This window comes from Streptomyces sp. NPDC048258 (assembly GCF_043201995.1).
Taxonomy (GTDB): domain Bacteria; phylum Actinomycetota; class Actinomycetes; order Streptomycetales; family Streptomycetaceae; genus Streptomyces.
In genome coordinates, this window is sequence record NZ_JBICZH010000001.1 from 637833 (window position 1) to 656409 (window position 18577).

An 18577-nucleotide genomic window follows, 5' to 3' on the forward strand; every position below is an offset into this window, starting at 1 on the left:
TGACAGCGATGGCCCTGTTCAAGAAGCGCCAGGTGGGCAAACCGGGCGAGTGGTACTACTGCCTGGTCCACAAGAAGGTCGAGGAAGGCCCCGAGTGCCCCGCCAAGGACCGGTTCGGTCCGTACGAGACCCCCGAGGAGGCGGCCCACGCCATGCAGACGGCCGAGGAGCGCAACCTCGAATGGCAGACGGACCCCAAGTGGAACGACAAGACCCGCGAGGACGAAGAGGGCACGACCCCGTAGGCCGGAGGCGCTGAGCCGCAGGGCTCGACGAGGCTGCTCTACCAGCGGCTGGGCGGCGGGGCGGTCAGCTGATCGGCCAGCCGCGCCAGCCGGTCCCGGAAACGGCGCGGCCCGCGCTGCGCCGGCAGGCTGTTCTCCCCGGCCGCCGCGCTGACCAGGTGCTGCACGGTGTCCAGATCCAGCTCCGCGCAACCCTCCGTCACCGAGAGGGCGTCGTGCGCGAGCGTGCCCAGATCCGGATCCCCGCCGTTCAGGGACAGTACGGTCGCCCCCGCGCGCCGGGCGTCGTGCACGCGCTCCAGGAGCCCCGCGCCCGGCCGCCCCGGCGCCACCACCAGCAGCGTGTGCCCGCGCCGGGCCGCCTCCAGCCTGCTCAGGCCCACCGACAGGTGCGGCGGCTCGCCGGGCAGCACGTGGTGGCGTACGAGGATGGGCGCCAGCTCCGGCAGCCCGGACCAGGCGGCCTCGTCCACCAGGTGCGCCGCCAGATGCCAGGGCTCGTACTGCTCGGTCCCCACCAGCAGCAGATTCCCGCCGGCCTTCCCGCCGCCCGGTACGACCGAGCGCCGCAGCGAGCCGGCGAAGCGGCGCGCGGCGCCCGGCCACTGCGTACCGGCGAGGACCTCGCGCAGCAGCGCGACTCTCACGGCATCCATACCGGCATCCTGCACCATGCGTCGGACATGGGGGAGCGCTTCCCTCCCGTTCGGATTTGCGCTACCCGGCAGTACCCTCGCCCCCATGACTTCCTCAGACAGCACGCAGAAGCCGCCGGCCAAGGACCCCTGGGACCTCCCGGACGTCTCCGGCCTCGTCGTCGGCGTCCTCGGCGGCACCGGCGACCAGGGCCGCGGCCTGGCCTACCGGCTCGCCCGGGCCGGCCAGAAGGTGATCATCGGCTCCCGCGCTGCCGACCGCGCGCACACCGCCGCCGAGGAACTGGGCCTCGGCGTGGAGGGCGCGGACAACGCCGAGTGCGCGCGGCGCAGCGACATCGTGATCATCGCCGTGCCGTGGGAGGGCCACGCCAAGACCCTCGAAGCGCTGCGCGAGGACCTCGTGGGCAAGCTCGTGGTGGACTGCGTCAACCCGCTCGGCTTCGACAAGCAGGGCGCGTACGCCCTCCAGGTCGAGGAGGGCAGCGCGGCCCAGCAGGCCGCGGCCCTGCTCCCGGACTCCCGCGTCACCGCAGCCTTCCACCACCTCTCGGCGGTCCTCCTCCAGGACGAGTCGATCGACGAGATCGACACCGACGTGATGGTCCTCGGCGAATCCCGCGCGGACACGGACATCGTCCAGGCCCTCGCCTCCCGCATCCCGGGCATGCGCGGCGTCTTCGCGGGCCGCCTGCGCAACGCCCACCAGGTCGAATCCCTGGTGGCCAACCTGATCTCGACCAACCGCCGCTACAAGGCCCACGCGGGCCTGCGCGTCACGGACGTCTGAGCGGTCCCGTCTTCCCGTGCCCGGCGGCCCGGTCCCGCAGAACCGCACCGCCGGGCACCCCGCGCTCAGCCCCGCCGGCCGGTGGGATGCGATTCCCCGCCGTCCTTACGGGACCACTGCGGGGCATGGGGGACACTGGAGGGGCTCGACCAGGCTCGACCCGTTCAGTGTTCCCGAGGAGCTCTTCCCATGCCCCGCCTTGCCGTCTTCGCCGTTGTCGTCTGCGTCCTTGCGGTGGCCGCGGCCGTCGTCGCCTTCGTGGAGGGCAGCTTCCTCGGGATCGTCTGGGTGCTGCTGGCGGGCCTCACGTCCAACATGGCCTGGTACTACATGCGCAAGGCGAAGGCCGAGAAGGCCGCCGACACCCGCGCCGCGGGCTAGACACTCCCTAGGACCCAGGGACCGCGCAGAGGCCGTCGGTCTCGACCCAGAAGCGGTAGAGGTCGCGGCCGCAGTACGTCTCCAGGTCCGACACGCCGAGCCCGGACAGCACATCGCTCACCACGTCGAAGAAGAACGTGTTGACCTCCGGGATCCACAGCAGTGCGAAGACCGCGATCAGGCCGAACGGCGCCAGCGGCGCCACCTCGCGGCGCACCTTGTACGACAGCCACGGCTCGATCACCCCGTAGCCGTCGAGCCCCGGCACCGGCAGGAAGTTCAGGATCGCCGCCGAGACCTGGAGCAGGGCGAGGAAGGCGAGCGCGAAGCGGAAGGCCGGGGGGACGCCGTCGAGGGCGTCCAGCCAGAACGGGGCCGTGCACACCACGGCGAAGGCCACATTGGTCAGCGGGCCCGCCGCCGAGATCAAGCTGTGCTTCCAGCGGCCCCGGATGCGGTCGCGCTCGATGTACACCGCGCCGCCGGGCAGGCCCAGGCCGCCCAGGATCACGAAGAGCACCGGCAGGACGATGCTGAGCAGCGCGTGCGTGTACTTCAGCGGATTCAGCGTCAGGTAGCCCTTGGCGCCGACCGAGAGGTCGCCGCCGTGCAGGGCGGTCCGGGCGTGCGCGTACTCGTGCAGGCAGAGGGAGACGATCCACGCCGAGGTCACGAAGAGGAACACGGCGAGCCCGGTGCTCGTCGAGTACCCCGTCCACACGGCCCAGCCGGTGACCGCCATGACGGCGGCGATGCCGAGGAATACGGAACTGATGCGCCGCTCGCCGCGGCTGCCCTGGTGACCCATGCGGCGAAACCTATCCCGGTGCCCGGACACAAATGAGGTCGGGGCCGGGCCCGGATCCGGCGACAATGGGCCGGTGCGTTACGCGATTCTCGGCACCACCCAGGTCATACGCGACGACGGAACCCCCGTCGCCGTCGGCGGAGCACGCCTGCGGGCGCTGCTGACCGGGCTGGCGCTGCGCCCCGGGCGGGCGGTGCCGGCGCACCTGCTGGTCGCCGAGGTCTGGGACGGCGATCCGCCGGCCGACGCGGTCGCCGCCCTGCAGGCGCTGGTCGCGCGGCTGCGGCGGGCGCTGGGGCACGAGGCCGTGCGGTCCGCCGAGGGCGGCTACCAGCTGGCCGCCGACCGCGAGGACATCGACCTGTACCGCTTCGAGCGGCTGGCCCGCGCCGGGGCCGCGGCCCTGGAGGAAGGCGACCCGGCCAAGGCCGCGGCCCTGTACGAGGAGGCCCTCGCCCTGTGGCGCGGACCCGCCCTGGCGGACCTTCCCGACCCGGCCGCGGAGTCCGCGCGCTGGGAGGCCGTACGGGGGGACGCGCGGCGGGGCCGGATCGCCGCGGCCCTGGCCCTGGGCGGGGCGGAGCAGGCACTGCCTGAGCTGACCGCGCTGTGCGCCCGGCAGCCGCTGGACGAGCCCCTGCAGGCCCTCCGCATCCGGGCCCTGCGCGATGCGGGCCGCCCGGCGGAGGCCCTGGCCGCGTTCGACACCGTCCGCCGGGACCTCGCCGCCCGCCTGGGCACGGACCCGGGCCCGGCCCTGCGCGCCCTGCACACCGAACTCCTGAACCCCGTATCCGTACCCGCACCCGAGGCCGGACCCGCCGCCGACTCCCGGGCGGGTGCACAGCCTCGGTCCCCGGCCCCGGCGCCGCCCGGCCAGGGCCCGCACCCGGGGACCGGGGCCCGGCCTCCCCACCCCGGCCAAGCGTCGGCGCAGCCGGACCGGCAGGACGGCCGGGGGAACCTGCGCGCCCGGCTCACCACCTTCGTCGGGCGCGAGGACGACATCCGCGCCATCGGCGCCGACCTCGCCCGGGCCCGGCTCGTCACGCTGCTGGGACCCGGCGGAGCCGGCAAGACCCGGCTGTCCCAGGAGGCCGCCGAGGCACAGGACGCGGGCGACTGGCCCGACGGGGTGTGGCTCGTCGAGCTCGCCCCCGTCGACGACCCCGAGGACGTCGCCGAGGCCGCGCTCGCCGCGCTCGGTGCGCGCGAGACCAAGCTGCGCGGCGCCGCCGCCGAGGAGATGCGGGCGCTCACCGAGCGCGGCGGGGACGCCCCGCTCGACCGCCTCGCCGAACACTGCGCGCGCCGGCGGCTCCTGCTGCTGCTCGACAACTGCGAGCACGTCATCGGCGCCGCCGCCGAACTCGCAGAACGGCTCCTCACCCACTGCCCCGGCGTCCGCATCCTGGCCACCAGCCGCGAACCCCTCGGCGTACCGGGGGAGACGCTGCGCCCGGTGGAGCCGCTGCCCGACCCGGTGGCCCTGCGGCTCCTCGCCGACCGCGGCGCCGCCGCCCGCGCCGGGTTCACCGTGGCCGAGGACCCGGCCGCGGCCGCCGAGATCTGCCGCCGCCTGGATGGAATGCCGCTCGCGATCGAGCTGGCCGCCGCCCGGCTGCGCCTGCTCACCCCGCGCCAGATCGCCGACCGCCTCGACGACCGCTTCCGGCTCCTGACCAGCGGCAGCCGTACTCTGCTGCCCCGCCAGCAGACCCTTCGGGCCGTGGTCGACTGGTCCTGGGACCTGCTCGACGAGCCCGAACGCGTCGTCCTGCGCCGCCTGTCCGTCTTCGCGGGCGGCTGCGACCTCGCCGCCGTGGAGACGGTGTGCGCCGAAGGCGGTCTCGACGTCGCCGACACGCTCGGCTCCCTCGTCGACAAGTCCCTCGTGGTGGCCGCCCCCGGACCCGACGGCTCCGGCATGCGCTACCGCCTCCTGGAGACGGTCGGCGAGTACGCCGCCGAACGCCTCGCCGAGGCCGGTGGCGACCGGGAGGCCACCGAGCGCCGCCACCTCGTCCACTACCGCGAACTCGCCCGCATCACCGAACCCCTGCTCCGCGGCCACGGCCAGCGTGCGGCCGCCGACCGGCTCGCCACCGAGTGCGAGAACCTCCGTACCGCCCTGCGCCGGGCCGTCGCCGCCCGCGACGCCGACGAAGTGCTGTGCCTCATCCACTCCTTGGGCTGGTACTGGCACATGCACGACCTGCGTTCCGAGTCCCGGCACTGGTCCGACGCGGCCGCCGCCCTCGGTCCCGACCCCTTCGTGCCGCCCGTCGTACCCGCCCGGCCCGTGTACGAGCAGCTCGTCGACTCGCCCCCGCCCTACAGCGGCGAACTGCTCACCGAGGCCTGGCGCGCCGTCCACCTGCTCCGGCTGTCCTCCCGCGACCAGACCAACGACAGCTGGAACAGCCCGGGCGTCCGCGCCCAGGTCGACTGCGTGATCGCCACCTATCGCCCCGGACTCCCGCAGACCTGCCGGACCCCCTCCTCCCTCTGGATCTACGCCGTCATGATCGCGGGCGATCCCGGACTGCTCCGGCGGGTCATCGAGGCGACCGTCGACACCGCCCGCGAGCTCGGCTACCGCTGGGAACTCGCCTCCGCCCTCCAGCTGCGCGCCAACATCCTCGCCAACCGGGCCGACTGGGCCGGCGACGCCTCCCGCGACGCCGACGAGAGCCTGGCCCTCTTCCGTGAGCTCGGCGACGCCTGGGGCTGCGCCGAGGCGCTCTCCGCCCGTGCCGAGTCCCTGGAGAAGCGGGGTGAGTACGGCCTGGCCGCCCGGGACTTCCGCGAGGCGATCGCGTACGCGGAACGCCTGGGCGCCAAGGCGCAGGTGACGGTCCTGCGCGTACGGATGGCCGGGACCCTCACCGAGAGCGGCCGGATCGAGGAGGCCGAGGAGATCCTCGCCGGGATCGTCGCCACGGTGCAGCGGTCCGGCAACGAGGCCATGCCCGCAGCCCGGATGTTCCTCGCGGGGATCCTCGGCCGCACCGGCCGGATCCCGGAGGCCCGCGCCCAGTTGCAGGCACTGCGGGACGAGTTCGCCTTCGGCGCGTTCGCCATCTTCGACGGCTTCCTGCTCGGCACGCTGGCCTGGCTGGCGAACCAGGAGGGCAACCACGAGGAGGCGCTCTCCATGCTGCGCCAGGCCATGGGGACCGTCCAGGATCCGCTCGCCCGGATGGTGGCCCCGCAGATGCCGGCGGTCTACCTGATGACCGCGGCGCTCTCCCTGGTCTCGCTCGGCGGCCCGCGGCGGGAGTACGACGCGGCCAGGCTGCTCGGCGCCTACCGGGCGCTGCTGCCGCCCGGGCACTTCCCCATCACCACGGAACGCGAGGATTCCGCCCGGGCCGAGGAACGGGCGCGGGCGGCGCTGGGCGACGCCGCGTACGAGGCGGCGTACGCCGAGGGCGGCGGCCTCACCCTGGAGGAGGCCACCGCCCTCATCTGACCCGGCCCCCGGCCGGAGCCCGTCCGGGACGCGATCCGGAACGGACCGGTCCGCGGATCAGGTCTTCTGGCGGAACTTGCGGACCGCGATCGGCATGGTGACCGCCGTGATGGCGACCGACCAGGCCAGGGTGATCCACACCGAGTTGCCGAGCGGGGTGCCGTTGATCAGGGCGCGGGCCGCGTCGGCCAGGTTGGACAGCGGGTTGTAGTCCGTGAAGGCCTGGAGCCAGCCGGGCATCGTGACCGGCGGGGCGAAGATCGAGCTGCCGAACTGAAGCGGCATCAGGACGACCATCGCGATGCCTTGCACTGCCTGCGCGGTCTGCAGGGTGAGGCCGAGCAGGATGAAGATCCACATCAGCGAGGCGCCGAAGACCGCCGACAGCCCGATGGAGAGGAGCAGGTCCAGTACCGAGCCCTTGATCGACAGGCCGAGCAGGAAGCCCATGCCGAGCAGGATCGTGATGGCGACCATCATCCGGCCGAGCTCGACGACGATCTTGGCGATGAGCACCGAGGACCGGGCGATCGGCATGGAGCGGAAGCGGTCCATCACGCCCTTCTTGAAGTCGTCGTTGACTCCGGTGCCGACCCCCATCGCGATGTTCATGCCCATCATGGCCATCAGGCCGGGGACCACGTAGTTGACGTAGTCACCCTGGTTGCCCTTGCCGGAGATCGCGCCGCCGAAGACGAACACGAACAGCAGCGCGAAGATGACCGGCATGAACACGACGTCGAACATCGACTCGGGGTCCTGCTTGATCTGCAGGGCGTTGCGGCGCACCAGGGCGCCGATGTGCCGCAGGTTGGCCCGCAGGCCGATCCGGCCCTCGCCGGGCAGGGTGTCCGCGGGGCCCGGGGAGGCGGCGGTACGGGTGGGCTTCGTCGTGGTTACGGTGCTCATGCCGCGACCTCCTCGGTCTTCTCGGTGGGAACGGAGTCCTCGACCGAGGTCGGCTTCTGTCCGGTGATGGACAGGAACACCTCGTCGAGGCTGGGCAGGTAGGTGCCGAGGTCGGCGATCGCGTACCCGCGGGCGGCCAGCAGGCCGACCACGGCCGTCAGCTGCTCGTCCGTCAGGATCGGGACCAGCAGCGTGCCCTCGTCCGGCACGGCCTGGGAGCCGGCCACACCGTCGAGCCCGGCCTCGGCCAGCGAGCGGGCCATGCCCGGCAGGTCCGAGGAGTCCACGGGGCGGATCTTCAGGGTCCGGCCGCCGACCCGGGCCTTGAGTTCGTCGACCTTGCCGGTGGCGATGACCTTGCCGTGGTCGATGACCGTCAGCTCGCTGGCGAGCTGCTCGGCCTCCTCCATGTACTGGGTGGTGAGCAGGACGGTGGCCCCCTCGGCGACCAGCCGCTGGACCTCGTCCCAGACCTCGTTGCGGGTGCGGGGGTCGAGGCCGGTCGTCGGCTCGTCCAGGTAGAGCACGGCCGGGTTGCCGATCAGCGAGGCGGCGAGGTCGAGCCGCCGCCGCATGCCGCCGGAGTAGTTCATGGCGGCCTTCTTGGCCGCCTCGGTCAGGGAGAACCGCTCCAGCATCTCGTCGGCGCGGCGGCGGGCGTCCTTGCGGGACAGGTCGAGCAGCCGGCCGATCATGTAGAGGTTCTCCCAGCCGGAGAGCTTCTCGTCGACCGAGGCGTACTGGCCGGTGAGGCCGATGGTGCGGCGCAGCTGCCGCGGCTGGCGGACCACGTCGTAGCCCGCGACGGTCGCGGTCCCGGAGTCCGGGACGATCAGGGTGGACAGGCAGCGCACCAGGGTGGTCTTGCCGGCGCCGTTGGGCCCGAGGACCCCGAGGACGCTTCCCTCGCGGACGTCCAGGTCGACACCGTCGAGGGCCTTGGTCTCGCCGTAGTGCTTGACCAGCCCCCGTACTTCCACGGCGTTGGGATTCTTGTCGTTTCGCGTCATGTCCACCATGGGACCAGCCGCCACTGACAAACCACCGACAGCCGACCGACAGGCAGCCGACAGCCCGCCGACTTCGTGTCGGCGGGCTGTCGGATCTGTCGATCACCTACGCACGTGCGCGCCTCACACGTGCGCGTCACAGGTACGCGTCAGTGGAAGGCGTGCTCCGGCTGCGGGAACGTTCCACCGACCACGTCCTCGGCGAAGGCCTTCGCCGCGTCCCCCATGGTCTGGCGCATGTTCGCGTACTGCTTCACGAACCGCGGCAGCTTTCCGCTGGTCAGCCCCATCATGTCGGTCCACACCAGTACCTGCGCGTCGCACTCCGAGCCCGCGCCGATGCCGACCGTCGGGATGTGCAGGGACCGGGTGACCTCGGCGGCCAGCTCGGCCGGGACCAGCTCCAGCACCACCGCGAAGGCGCCCGCGTCCTGCGCGGCCTTGGCGTCGCGGAGCAGCTGGTGCGCGGCCTCGTCGCCGCGGCCCTGGACCCGGTATCCCATGGCGTTGACGGACTGCGGGGTCAGGCCCAGGTGGGACATGACCGGGATGCCGGACTGCACGATCAGCTCGGTCTGGTGCAGCGAGCGCTCGCCGCCTTCCAGCTTCACCGCTCCCACGCCGGCCTCCTTGACGAGGCGGGTGGCGCTGCGCAGGGCCTGCACGGCGCCTTCCTGGTACGACCCGAACGGCATGTCGCCGATGACGAGCGCGCGGCTGGTGCCCCGTACGACGGCCGCCGACAGCATGGTCATCTGGTCCATCGTCACGGGGACGGTGGAGTCGTAGCCGAGGTGACAGTTGCCCATCGAGTCGCCGACGAGGATGACCGGGATGCCGGCCTCGTCGAAGACGGACGCGGTCATTGCGTCGTAGGCGGTGAGCATGGGCCACTTCTCGCCGCGTTCCTTGGCGAGGGTCAGGTCGCGGACGGTGATGCGCCGGGTGCCCGTGCCTCCGTACAGGGTGGGGGGGCCCGACGGAGATGCTGCTGCGGGTTCGCGGGCAGGCGAAACGGCATGCGTCATTGCAACTGCTCCTTGTGTCATCTCGAGGCGCCCTTACGGCGTCCCCGGACTCACCCACCATGGTGGCATCCGCGTGGCCCGCGGCGGAAGTGGTGGACGGAGCGCGCCCGACCCGCACGATCGAATATGCGCGTTTCGTGACAAGCGGAACCCGTGACGTACGGCCGTTCGTCCTCCCGGACGTACGACCGCCACAGGAGGCGGTCGTGACGCAGGACACGTAAGGCTTCGTGCATCGCCTAGGGTCAAGGGGCGGGGACGGAGCGCGAGCACGGCAGTGAGGGCAGTGGCATGGCACAGGCGTACATGACGGAAATGGGGAACGGCGGCTCGGAGCCCGAGCCCTCCGGATCCCGCTTCCGACGCCGGCTGGCCGATCTGCGCGGTGACCGGGGCATCTGGCGGCGCGGGCTGGTGCTGACCGGGATCGCCGTGCTGATCTCGCTGGTCATGATCTTCCACGCGGAGCTGCCCAACGACGTGGGCAACCTCGGAAGCCTCACCGAGACCTTCCTGCCCTGGCTGGGCCTGGCCGTGCCGGTTCTGACGGCCGCCGCCGTGTACCGCCGCTCCGCGACCGCGCTCATCGCGATACTGCTGACGGCCGCGGTCTGGGTGAACCTGTTCGGCGGCCTGGTCACCGACAAATCCGGCTCCGGCGGCAACCTCATGGTCGCCACCCACAACGTGGACGCCGACAACGCCGACCCGCGCGGCACCGCCGAGTCCGTGGCGAAGTCAGGGGCCGACGTGCTGGCCCTGACCGAGCTCAAGGGAAGCGCCGTCCCCGTCTACGAGAAGGCCCTGGCGGGCACGTACAAGTACCACTCGGTCGAGGGCACGGTCGGCGTGTGGAGCAAGTTCCCGCTGAGCGCCAGCCGGCCGGTCGACATCAGGATGGGCTGGACCCGGGCCATGCGCGCCACGGTGGACACCCCCTACGGCCAGGTCGCCGCGTACGTCGCCCACCTGCCCTCGGTCCGGGTCAAGCTGAACGCCGGCTTCACCGCCAACCAGCGCGACAACAGCGCCGACGCGCTGGGCGCCGCGCTCGCCGCCGAACCGCTGAAGAAGGTCATCCTGCTCGGCGACCTCAACGGCACCATGAACGACCGGGCCCTGTCCGAGGTCACCTCGCAGATGCGCTCCACGCAGGGCGCGGCCGGCGACGGCTTCGGCTTCAGCTGGCCGGCCCAGTTCCCGATGGCCCGGATCGACCAGATCATGGTCCGCGGGATCAGGCCCGAGGCCTCCTGGACACTCCCGCGCACCAGCAGCGACCACCTTCCGATCGCGGCCCGGGTCACCGTCAAGCCGTAGGCCGTGCAGGTCCCGTGCCGTACGCCGGGGCCGCGGCCCCGGCGTACGCACCCGGCGCGCTATGCCTGCTCGCGCCAGCCGTTCGTGATGGGCAGCCGGCGGTCCTTGCCGAAGCCCTTCGCGGAGATCTTCGTGCCCGGCGGGTACTGGCGGCGCTTGTACTCCGCCGTGTCCACCAACCGCAGGGTCCTGGCCACCAGCTCGCGGTCGAAGCCGGCCCCGACGATCGCCTCCATGCCCTGGTCGCGGTCCACGTACAGCGCGAGGATCGCGTCGAGCACCGGGTAGTCCGGCAGCGAGTCCGTGTCCACCTGGCCGGGGCGCAGCTCGGCGCTCGGCGGCTTCACGATCGAGTTCTCCGGGATCGGCGGGGTCTCGCCGCGCTCGGCCGCGGCCCGGTTGCGGTACTCGGCGAGCCGGAAGACGTCCGTCTTGTAGACGTCCTTGATCGGGCCGTACGCGCCGACCGAGTCGCCGTACAGGGTGGAGTAGCCGACGGCCAGCTCCGACTTGTTGCCCGGGGCCAGCACGATGTGGCCCTCCTGGTTGGAGACCGCCATCAGCATGGTGCCGCGCAGCCGGGACTGGAGGTTCTCCTCGGCGAGGCCGGTGAGGCCCAGCGAGCCCATGTACGCGTCGAACATCGGCTCGATCGGCACGGTCCGGAAGTTCAGGCCGGTCCGCTCGGCCAGATCGGCCGCGTCGTCCTTGGAGTGGTCCGAGGAGTACTTCGAGGGCATCGAGATGCCGTGGACGTTCTGCGCGCCGATCGCGTCGCAGGCGATCGCGGCGACCAGCGCGGAGTCGATGCCGCCGGAGAGCCCGATCAGGACGGAGCGGAATCCGTTCTTCTTCACGTACGCGCGCAGGCCCACGACCAGCGCGTCGTAGACCTCCTCGTCGTCGTCGAGGCGGTCGGCGTAGCCGCCGGTGACGACCGGTTCGTACGGCTCCACGGGTTCCTCGGAGAGGATCACGCGGTCGATGCGCAGCCCGTCGTCCACCACGCCCTCCGGGGCGTCGGCCCGCGCGGCGGGCAGGTCCAGGTCGACGAGGACGCAGCCTTCGGAGAACTGCGGCGCGCGGGCGATGACCTCTCCGCCGGCGTCGACGACGATCGAGTCGCCGTCGAAGACCAGCTCGTCCTGGCCGCCGATCATGGCCAGGTAGGCGAGGGTGCAGCCGGCCTCCTGGGCGCGCTTGCGGACCAGTTCGAGGCGCAGGTCGTCCTTGTTGCGCTCGTACGGGGAGGCGTTGATCGAGATCAGCAGCCCGGCCCCGGCGGAGCGGGTGGCCGGGACCCGGCCGCCCTCCTGCCAGAGGTCCTCGCAGATGGCCAGGGCCACGTCGACGCCGCGCACCCGGATCACCGGCTGGGTGCCGCCCGGCACGAAGTACCGGAACTCGTCGAACACGCCGTAGTTGGGGAGGTGGTGCTTGGCGAAGCGCAGCACCACCTCGCCGCGGTGCAGTACGGCGGCCGCGTTCTCCGGGGAGCCGGCCGGACGGCCGAGCCGGGGCGCCGCCTTCTCCGTGCGGTCGAGGTAGCCGACGACGACCGGCAGCTCGCCGAAGCCCTCGGCCGCCAGCCGCTCCGCGAGCTCGCGCAGCGCGGTGCGGGAGGCCTCGACGAAGGAACCGCGCAGGGCGAGGTCCTCGACGGGGTACCCGGTCAGCACCATCTCCGGGAACGCCACCAGGTGGGCGCCCTGCTCGGCGGAGTGCCGGGTCCAGTGGACGACCGAGTCGGCGTTGGCGGCGATGTTGCCGACGTGCGAGTCGATCTGATTCAGAGCGAGACGAAGTTGAGGCACGGCCACAGTCTAATCGTCTTTCTGACGCGATGTCCTGGATCCGGCCTGATTCCGGGCCCGACCGGGCCTACAGCTGGTAGCCGAGGACCGTCATCATCCCGGACTCCGAGTGGTAGACGTTGTGGCAGTGCGTCATCCACAGGCCGGGGTTGTCCGCGTCGAAATCGGCCGTCAGGGTCCCGCCCGGCAGCAGGATCGCGGTGTCCTTGCGGGCTCCGCCGGCCTCGCCGCCGAGCGCGAAGGTGTGCCCGTGCAGGTGCAGCGGGTGCCACATCGGCGTCGCGTTCCGGAACTCCAGCCGGACCCGCTCGCCCGCCTTCACCGGGTGCCGCTGGTCGGGCGTGTAGGGCGTGCCGTCGAAGGCCCAGTTGTACCGGGTCATGGAGCCGGTCAGCCTGAGCCGGACCGTGCGGTCCGGTTCGCGCGGGGCCAGTGCGGCCGATTCGGCGGGCTTGAGCGCGTCCGCCGTCAGCGGGGGCCCGTCCAGCTCGGCCGGCCGGGTCGCGGCGGTGGGCGCCGTACCGCTGCCGGTGCGCAGGACCGCGAGCGCCGACCGGCCCTTGCCCTCGGCCAGCGCGGTGAGCGGGAACACCCCGTCCCCGGCGGTGACCAGGACGTCGTACCGCTCGCCCATGGCCAGCAGCAGCGAGCCCGTCGTCGCGTGCTCGACCGGGAAGCCGTCCGTGTGGGTGACCGTCAGTTCGTGGCCGCCGAGGGCGATCCGGAACGCGGTGTCGCCGCCGGCGTTGATGATGCGCAGCCGGATCCGGTCGCCGGGGCGGGCGGTGAAGACCGAAGGGTCGTCCGCGGCCCTGCCGTTGACCAGGTAGTACGGGTGGGCGACATCGCCCGCCTCCCGGCCGAGGATGTCGCTGTCGGCGCCCACGAGCAGGTGCGGGGACCCGCCGGTGGCGCTCGGTGCGGCCGCCGGGGTGGCGGGGGTGGCGGGGGTGCCCGGGGCGCGGGCCGTGCCGTGGGCGTGGCCTCCGCCGGTCTGGCCCTTGCGGAGTGCGGCGAGGACGGCGTCCGGGGTGGCGCCGTCGACCCCGTCGATCCAGTCGTCCAGCACCACCACCCACTCCTTGTCGTACGCGAGGGGCTCCTTCGGGTCCTCGACGATGAGCGGGGCGTACAGCCCGCGGTCCTGCTGCACGCCGGAATGGGGATGGAACCAGTACGTCCCCGGGTGCGTGACGGCGAACCGGTACGCGAACGAGCCGCCCGGGGCGATGTCCCGCTGGGTCAGCCCGGGGACCCCGTCCATGTCGTTGCGCAGCGCGAGGCCGTGCCAGTGCAGGGAGGTGGCCTCGGGAAGGTGGTTGGCCAGCGTGAGGGCGAGGGTGCCGCCGGCGGTGACCCGTACCTCCTTGCCCGGCAGCCGGTCCCCGTACGCCCAGGAGCGGACGGTGTGCCCGCCGCCGAGGTCGAGCGTGGCGGCGGTCGCCGTGAGCTTGACCTCGGTGACCGGCCCGGTGGCCTTGCGGGCGGTCTCGGCGGCCTTGACCTCGGGCCCGCCCGGATCCACGTACCCCGCGGGCCCGTCGGCGGCGGAGCCGCCGTGGTGCGCGGCCCCGCGGCCCGTGCCGGAGCCCGGGCCCGTGCCCCGTCCGGGGGAACCCGCGCAGCCGGCGAGCAGCCCCGAACCGGCGACGGCGACGGCGGCGGCGGATGCGCCGAGCACGGCGCGACGGGTGGGAAGAGAACGCATGGGAGCACCTAACGGGTGGGGGAGGGCACGCGGGGGCGAGGGCGAGGCAGGTCCGCTGCCCGCGGCGCCACCGGCCGGAACGCGGGCCGCGCCCCCGAGCGGCGCGGCTCTCCGGTCACTGCCCGTCATGGCTCCGGACGCTACCCGGGGCGGGTATCCGATCGAAGGAGCGACGCCCCGGTCCGCATAGGATTAGTCACACTATGTCCACCAATGGCCTCTCTCTGCGCTCCCAGGGCCCTCGGCGCTCCCGGCGCTCCCGGCGGCGCGGTCCGCGCTCTCCGCGGACGGCCTGGCCGGTCGCGGCGCTCATCGGCCTGGGGGCCGCCGCCTACACCGCGTGGGTGCTCGAAGTCGTCCTCTCCACGGGCCTCAACCCCATCGAGACGTACGTCAGCGAGCTCGCCGCCCAGGACCAGCCGCTCGGCGGCCTGTTCCGGGCCACCGACTTCACCGCAGGGATGCTCGCCTTCACCGGCGGCCTGCTCGCCCTGCTCCGGCTGGTGCGGCACGCCGAGTCCCGCCGCCCCTGGGCGGTCACGGGCTGGGCCGGGGTCACCCTGTTCGGCGCGGCCACCGCCGCCGACGCCTGGCTGCCGCTGAGCTGCACGCCCACCGTGGACCCCGTGTGCGCCGCCCGGGAGACCGCCGGGCTGGTGCCCGCCACCCATCAGGCCCACGCGGTCAGCAGCAGTCTCGCCATGACCGGCGCCCTCGTCGGGCTGGTGGCCCTCACCGTCGGCGCCCGCCGCTACGGCTGGTTCGCACCGCTCGCCCGCTACGGCCCCGCGCTCGTCGTCCTCGAACTGCTCGCCACCGTCTGGACCCTGTCCGCCATCGCGCTGTTCACCGCCGGCCGCGGGACCTGGGCCCTGGGCGCCGGGCAGCGGCTGCAGGTCCTCTTCGTCGCGCTGTGGCTGGGCCTGCTCGCGTACTCCGTCCACGAGGAGGGCCGTACGTGAGCACGCGGGAGAAGGAGGGGCCGTACGTGAGCACGCGGGAGAAGGAGGGGCCGTACGTGAGCACCCGGGACAAGGAAGGCGCCGGCCTGTTCGTCCGGGTGGACGGGGTCCCGCTGCACGTGGTCGTCGAGGGCTGCGGCCCCGTGGCCGTGCTCGACGCCGGGCTCGCCATGGCCTGGTTCGACTGGGACCCGGTCGCCGCGCGGCTGGTCGCCCAGGGCCGAACCGTCGTCCGCTTCGACCGCCCCGGACACGGCCTCAGCGCCCCGGCCGCGGCGCCGCCGACCACCGCCGGGGAGGCCCACCGGATCGCCGGACTGCTGGACGCCCTCGGCCTCACCGACGCCGTCAGCGGCCCGGTCACCGTCGTCGGGCACTCGATCGCCGGGTTCCACGCCGAGGCCTTCGCCCGCCTGTACCCGGGGCGCACCGCCGCCCTGGTGCTGCTCGACTCCAGCGTGGAGGCAGCACCCCGTACGGTGCTGCCCGCCGCGGTGCGCACCGGTGCCGCCCGCGCGCTGGGCCGGGCGCTGACCGCCGCCGGACTGCCCGCCGCGCTGGGGCCGCTCGCCCGGCGGGTGACCGTACGGGCCTCACGCACCGGCGGCGGCGACCCGGCCGCGCGGGACCTCGTACGCCGCTGCTACCGCACCGGCCGCGTCTGGCGCGGCGCCCTGCTGGAGAACTCCCGCTACCCGGACATGGCCGCCGAGGTCCTGGCCCTGCGCGCGACGCACCCGCTGACCGCGCCCGCCACCGTCCTCGCGGGCCACGACGGCTCGTCCGGCCGCGGCGCCCTGCGCCGGCTCGCCCGCCAGGAGGACCTCGCCGGCCGGCTCGGGGCCCGCTTCGAGGTCGCCGAGCCCGCCGGGCACCTGGTCATGCTGGACCGCCCGGACCAGGTGGCCCGGGCGGTCCGCACCGCCGCCGGTCAGCTGCGTGCGTAGACCCTCTCCGCCCAGCCGGCTATCTGCTCCTCCGAGAGGTGCTTCGCGAGATCGGACTCGCTGATCATGCCGACGAGCTTCTTGTTCCTGATCACCGGAAGCCGGCGGATCTGGTGGCTCTGCATCTCCTCCAGTACCTCGGAGACGTCCGCGCCCGCGTCGATCCAGCGCGGCGTGCCCTGCGCCATGTCGCCGGCCGTCACCTTCGACGGGTTGTGCCCCTTGGCCACACAGCCCACCACGATGTCGCGGTCGGTGAGGATGCCGCAGAGCCGTTCCGTCTTGTCGCTGATGGGCAGCGCGCCCACGTTGAGCCGGGCCATCAGCTGGGCGGCCCGGTCGAGGGTCTCGGTGGCGGGGATCCACTGGGCCCCGGCGTGCATGATCTCTCCGGCGGTGGTCATCGCGTAAACCTCCTGAGCGCCGTCCTCGGCGGGCGCGGATGCGCCCGCCTCGGCGTCCTCGTCCTCATTCGGCCGCTCGGCCCCCGCGACCCTGCGCGGGGGCGTACACGCCCGTACGGGTGAGAGGGCGTCCTCCCACCACCGTACGAGCGTGTCGCGTCACCCGCGCGGCGCGGCTCCGCGCTTGCCCAGCATGTCCGCCATCAGGGTGAGCTCCGAGCGCTGCGCGTCGACCATGCCCTGCGCCAGCTCCCGCTCGACCGGGGTGGCGCACTGGCGCGCACAGCCCTCGGCCATGTCGACGCCGCCCTTGTGGTGGTCGGTCATCAGCTGGAGGTAGAGCACCTCCGCGTCGCGGCCGCTGGCCGCGGTGAGCTGAGCGAGCTCCTCCTTGGTGGCCATGCCGGGCATGAGCGCGCCCGGCTTGGCGGCTGCGTCGTGGCCGGAGTGGCCGGAGTGGCCGGACTGGTCGGTGTGGCCTCCGTCCGCGCCGTGCCCGCTGTCGCCGCCGTGGCCGCCGTGCCCGCCGTCCTCGTCGGAGGTGCTCATCCAGGACATCGGCGGCTCGCCGGCCACCACCTTCGGCAGCCCCCACAGGTCCAGCCAGCCGAGCATCATGCCCCGCTGGTTGGCCTGGGTGTTGGCGATGTCGTAGGCGAGGCTGCGCACCGCCTCGTCCTGGGTGCGGTCCCGCACGATGAACGACATCTCCACCGCCTGCTGGTGGTGCACCGCCATGTCGCGCGCGAAGCCCGCGTCCGGCGAGTGCAGCCCCGGCGTGCGGGCCGGCGTACCGGAGTCACCGGTCGCGGCGGCGACCGTGGCGGCCGCCGCGAACAGCAGCGCCAGCAGCACGGCCGTGCCGGCGGCCCAGTACGTACGAGGGGTACGGCTCACTTGCCGGCCACCCCGCTCGTGCAGGCCGCGCCCGGCTCGGGGGTCTGCGGGCCCTGCACGTACTTGGTGAAGAACTGCGCCACGCGCGGGTCGTCCGCCTTCTCCACCGTCAGCTGCTTGCCCCACGCGCTGAGCATGATCGTGCCGGCCTGCTCCTTGACCGGGCTCATCAGCGAGTACGGGGTCTTGCCGACCGTCTCGGCGAGCTTGTCCAGCTCGGCCTTGTCGGCCTTCTCGTTGTACGTCACCCAGACCGCGCCGTGCTCCAGCGAGTGCACGGCGTTCACCTCGGGCACCGGGTTCTTGTAGACGTCGCCGTTGCAGTTCATCCAGCGGGGGTGGTGGTCACCGCCGACCGGGGGGTTCATCTCGTACTTCACCGGGGTCTCGACGTGGTTGCGGCCGAACTTCGCCGCGTCCCAGGTCTGCTCGCCGTCGACCGGCGTCTTGCGGGCCAGTTCCGCGGCGTCCTTCTTGCGCTGCTCGGTCTGCTTCTGGTCGATCATCACCCACGCGCCGAAACCGACCAGGCCGGCGACGACGACCGCCGAGGTCGTGATCGCGATGGCCTTGTTGCGCCGGTCGCGCGCCTTGTCGGCCCGGCGCATCTGGGCTATGCGCGCCTGGCGGGAGTGCTGGTCGGTGGTGTTTCCGGACTTGCTGGCCATGGTGCCCTGGTTCCTTCTGCTGAGGGGGGTGGATGGACGCGAAACCGGACCCGTCAGGTCCGCAGCACCTGGAGGGCATGCAGGTCGGGGGCGCGCGCGAGCGGCTCGGGAGGCCGGATCCGGCCCGCCCCGCCGGTCGCGGCGGCGGGCGGCGGATCCCCGCCGGCCAGGGACACGGCGGGCGGCGGCACGGGCAGCACACCCGGGATCACGTGCGCGAGCGGCGAGCAGCCCGGCAGGTCGTCCGGGGACACGCAGACGGCGTGCGCCGCGTCGTGCGCCCCGCCGTGCGCCGTCCGGTGCGCCCAGCCCTGCGCCCCGCCCTGCGCCGCCGTGTACTCCGTCGGGGCGTGGTGTTCACCCGGCCGCGCGCAGAGGAGGAGCACCCCGGCCAGCACCCCGAAGGCCGCCAGGAGGACGGCGCGCAGCAGCCCGGGACGTGCGTGACGCCCCCGTCGCGTGTACTGCCGGCCCCCCATGGGCGCAGATGGTAATGCTCATGACGGGTCCGAGGTCAGTGCGGGGGTGCCGCGAGCTTTGCCGGGTGCGTAATCT

At 73.2% G+C, this 18577-nt stretch carries 18 protein-coding genes; 7 read left to right on the top strand and 11 right to left on the bottom strand.

Translation table 11 applies throughout. The annotated features are described in order from the left end of the window. The first annotated feature begins 8 nt into the window (after positions 1 to 8). Positions 9 to 245, top strand: coding sequence for a hypothetical protein (locus ACGFYQ_RS03025; protein ID WP_393739269.1), 237 nt, complete (start codon positions 9 to 11; stop codon positions 243 to 245). A 38-nt stretch (positions 246 to 283) separates the two neighbouring features. Here ACGFYQ_RS03025 and ACGFYQ_RS03030 read toward each other — a convergent pair whose 3' ends face one another. Next, a complete protein-coding gene (locus tag ACGFYQ_RS03030) occupies positions 284 to 901 on the bottom strand; it encodes a hypothetical protein (protein WP_393739271.1) in 618 nt (205 codons plus the stop codon). 85 nt (positions 902 to 986) lie between these two features. Between ACGFYQ_RS03030 and npdG the strand changes: the two genes are divergently transcribed. Next, positions 987 to 1691, top strand: coding sequence for an NADPH-dependent F420 reductase (gene npdG, locus ACGFYQ_RS03035; protein WP_393739273.1), 705 nt, complete (start codon positions 987 to 989; stop codon positions 1689 to 1691). A gap of 189 nt (positions 1692 to 1880) precedes the next feature. Continuing rightward, the gene (locus tag ACGFYQ_RS03040; RefSeq protein WP_393739275.1) at positions 1881 to 2072 is read left to right on the top strand and encodes a hypothetical protein; all 192 of its coding nucleotides are present in this window, start codon (positions 1881 to 1883) and stop codon (positions 2070 to 2072) included. A gap of 7 nt (positions 2073 to 2079) precedes the next feature. On the opposite strand, the gene ACGFYQ_RS03045 is transcribed toward ACGFYQ_RS03040, so the two are convergent. Beyond that, positions 2080 to 2880, bottom strand: a complete 801-nt coding sequence (locus ACGFYQ_RS03045) for a site-2 protease family protein (protein ID WP_393739277.1) — start codon at positions 2878 to 2880, stop codon at positions 2080 to 2082. Positions 2881 to 2953: 73 nt separating this feature from the next. Between ACGFYQ_RS03045 and ACGFYQ_RS03050 the strand changes: the two genes are divergently transcribed. Then, positions 2954 to 6355 (top strand): BTAD domain-containing putative transcriptional regulator, encoded by a 3402-nt coding sequence (locus ACGFYQ_RS03050; protein WP_393739279.1) that lies wholly within the window; start codon positions 2954 to 2956, stop codon positions 6353 to 6355. Positions 6356 to 6412: 57 nt separating this feature from the next. Here the strand turns inward: ACGFYQ_RS03050 and ACGFYQ_RS03055 are convergent, their stop codons facing one another. The 3 genes from ACGFYQ_RS03055 to panB all read right to left on the bottom strand — a co-directional run bounded on the left by ACGFYQ_RS03055 (position 6413) and on the right by panB (position 9302). Then, on the bottom strand, positions 6413 to 7264 hold the full coding sequence (locus ACGFYQ_RS03055) for an ABC transporter permease (protein WP_393739281.1): 852 nt from the start codon (positions 7262 to 7264) through the stop codon (positions 6413 to 6415). After that, positions 7261 to 8283, bottom strand: a complete 1023-nt coding sequence (locus ACGFYQ_RS03060) for an ATP-binding cassette domain-containing protein (RefSeq protein ID WP_393739283.1) — start codon at positions 8281 to 8283, stop codon at positions 7261 to 7263. Before ACGFYQ_RS03060 ends, ACGFYQ_RS03055 begins: the two co-directional genes overlap by 4 nt. 140 nt (positions 8284 to 8423) lie before the next feature. After that, positions 8424 to 9302 carry a 3-methyl-2-oxobutanoate hydroxymethyltransferase gene (gene panB, locus ACGFYQ_RS03065; RefSeq protein WP_393739285.1) on the bottom strand — a complete coding sequence of 293 codons (879 nt, stop codon included), beginning with the start codon at positions 9300 to 9302 and terminating at the stop codon, positions 8424 to 8426. Between the two features lie 291 nt (positions 9303 to 9593). On the opposite strand from panB, the gene ACGFYQ_RS03070 reads away from it, so the two are divergent. After that, a complete protein-coding gene (locus ACGFYQ_RS03070; protein ID WP_393739287.1) occupies positions 9594 to 10622 on the top strand; it encodes an endonuclease/exonuclease/phosphatase family protein in 1029 nt (342 codons plus the stop codon). 59 nt (positions 10623 to 10681) lie between these two features. Here the strand turns inward: ACGFYQ_RS03070 and ACGFYQ_RS03075 are convergent, their stop codons facing one another. Together ACGFYQ_RS03075 and ACGFYQ_RS03080 are read right to left on the bottom strand one after the other, a co-directional pair. Next, a complete protein-coding gene (locus tag ACGFYQ_RS03075) occupies positions 10682 to 12436 on the bottom strand; it encodes an NAD+ synthase (RefSeq protein WP_393739289.1) in 1755 nt (584 codons plus the stop codon). A gap of 67 nt (positions 12437 to 12503) precedes the next feature. Next, on the bottom strand, positions 12504 to 14144 hold the full coding sequence (locus tag ACGFYQ_RS03080; RefSeq protein ID WP_393739291.1) for a multicopper oxidase family protein: 1641 nt from the start codon (positions 14142 to 14144) through the stop codon (positions 12504 to 12506). 203 nt (positions 14145 to 14347) lie between these two features. On the opposite strand from ACGFYQ_RS03080, the gene ACGFYQ_RS03085 reads away from it, so the two are divergent. Beyond that, positions 14348 to 15106 (top strand): DUF998 domain-containing protein, encoded by a 759-nt coding sequence (locus ACGFYQ_RS03085; RefSeq protein WP_393739293.1) that lies wholly within the window; start codon positions 14348 to 14350, stop codon positions 15104 to 15106. Positions 15107 to 15204: 98 nt separating this feature from the next. Further along, positions 15205 to 16053 (top strand): alpha/beta fold hydrolase, encoded by an 849-nt coding sequence (locus ACGFYQ_RS03090; RefSeq protein WP_393739721.1) that lies wholly within the window; start codon positions 15205 to 15207, stop codon positions 16051 to 16053. On the opposite strand, the gene ACGFYQ_RS03095 is transcribed toward ACGFYQ_RS03090, so the two are convergent. From ACGFYQ_RS03095 to ACGFYQ_RS03110, 4 genes are all read right to left on the bottom strand, one after another. Beyond that, on the bottom strand, positions 16038 to 16457 hold the full coding sequence (locus ACGFYQ_RS03095; RefSeq protein WP_393739295.1) for a CBS domain-containing protein: 420 nt from the start codon (positions 16455 to 16457) through the stop codon (positions 16038 to 16040). The genes ACGFYQ_RS03090 and ACGFYQ_RS03095 overlap by 16 nt on opposite strands. A 159-nt stretch (positions 16458 to 16616) precedes the next feature. Next, positions 16617 to 17354 (bottom strand): DUF305 domain-containing protein, encoded by a 738-nt coding sequence (locus ACGFYQ_RS03100; protein ID WP_393739297.1) that lies wholly within the window; start codon positions 17352 to 17354, stop codon positions 16617 to 16619. Continuing rightward, positions 17351 to 18022, bottom strand: coding sequence for a DUF3105 domain-containing protein (locus ACGFYQ_RS03105; RefSeq protein WP_393739299.1), 672 nt, complete (start codon positions 18020 to 18022; stop codon positions 17351 to 17353). The genes ACGFYQ_RS03100 and ACGFYQ_RS03105 overlap by 4 nt, the downstream gene beginning before the upstream one ends. Positions 18023 to 18075: 53 nt before the next feature. After that, the gene (locus ACGFYQ_RS03110) at positions 18076 to 18501 is read right to left on the bottom strand and encodes a hypothetical protein (RefSeq protein ID WP_393739301.1); all 426 of its coding nucleotides are present in this window, start codon (positions 18499 to 18501) and stop codon (positions 18076 to 18078) included. Between the last annotated feature and the right edge of the window lie 76 nt (positions 18502 to 18577).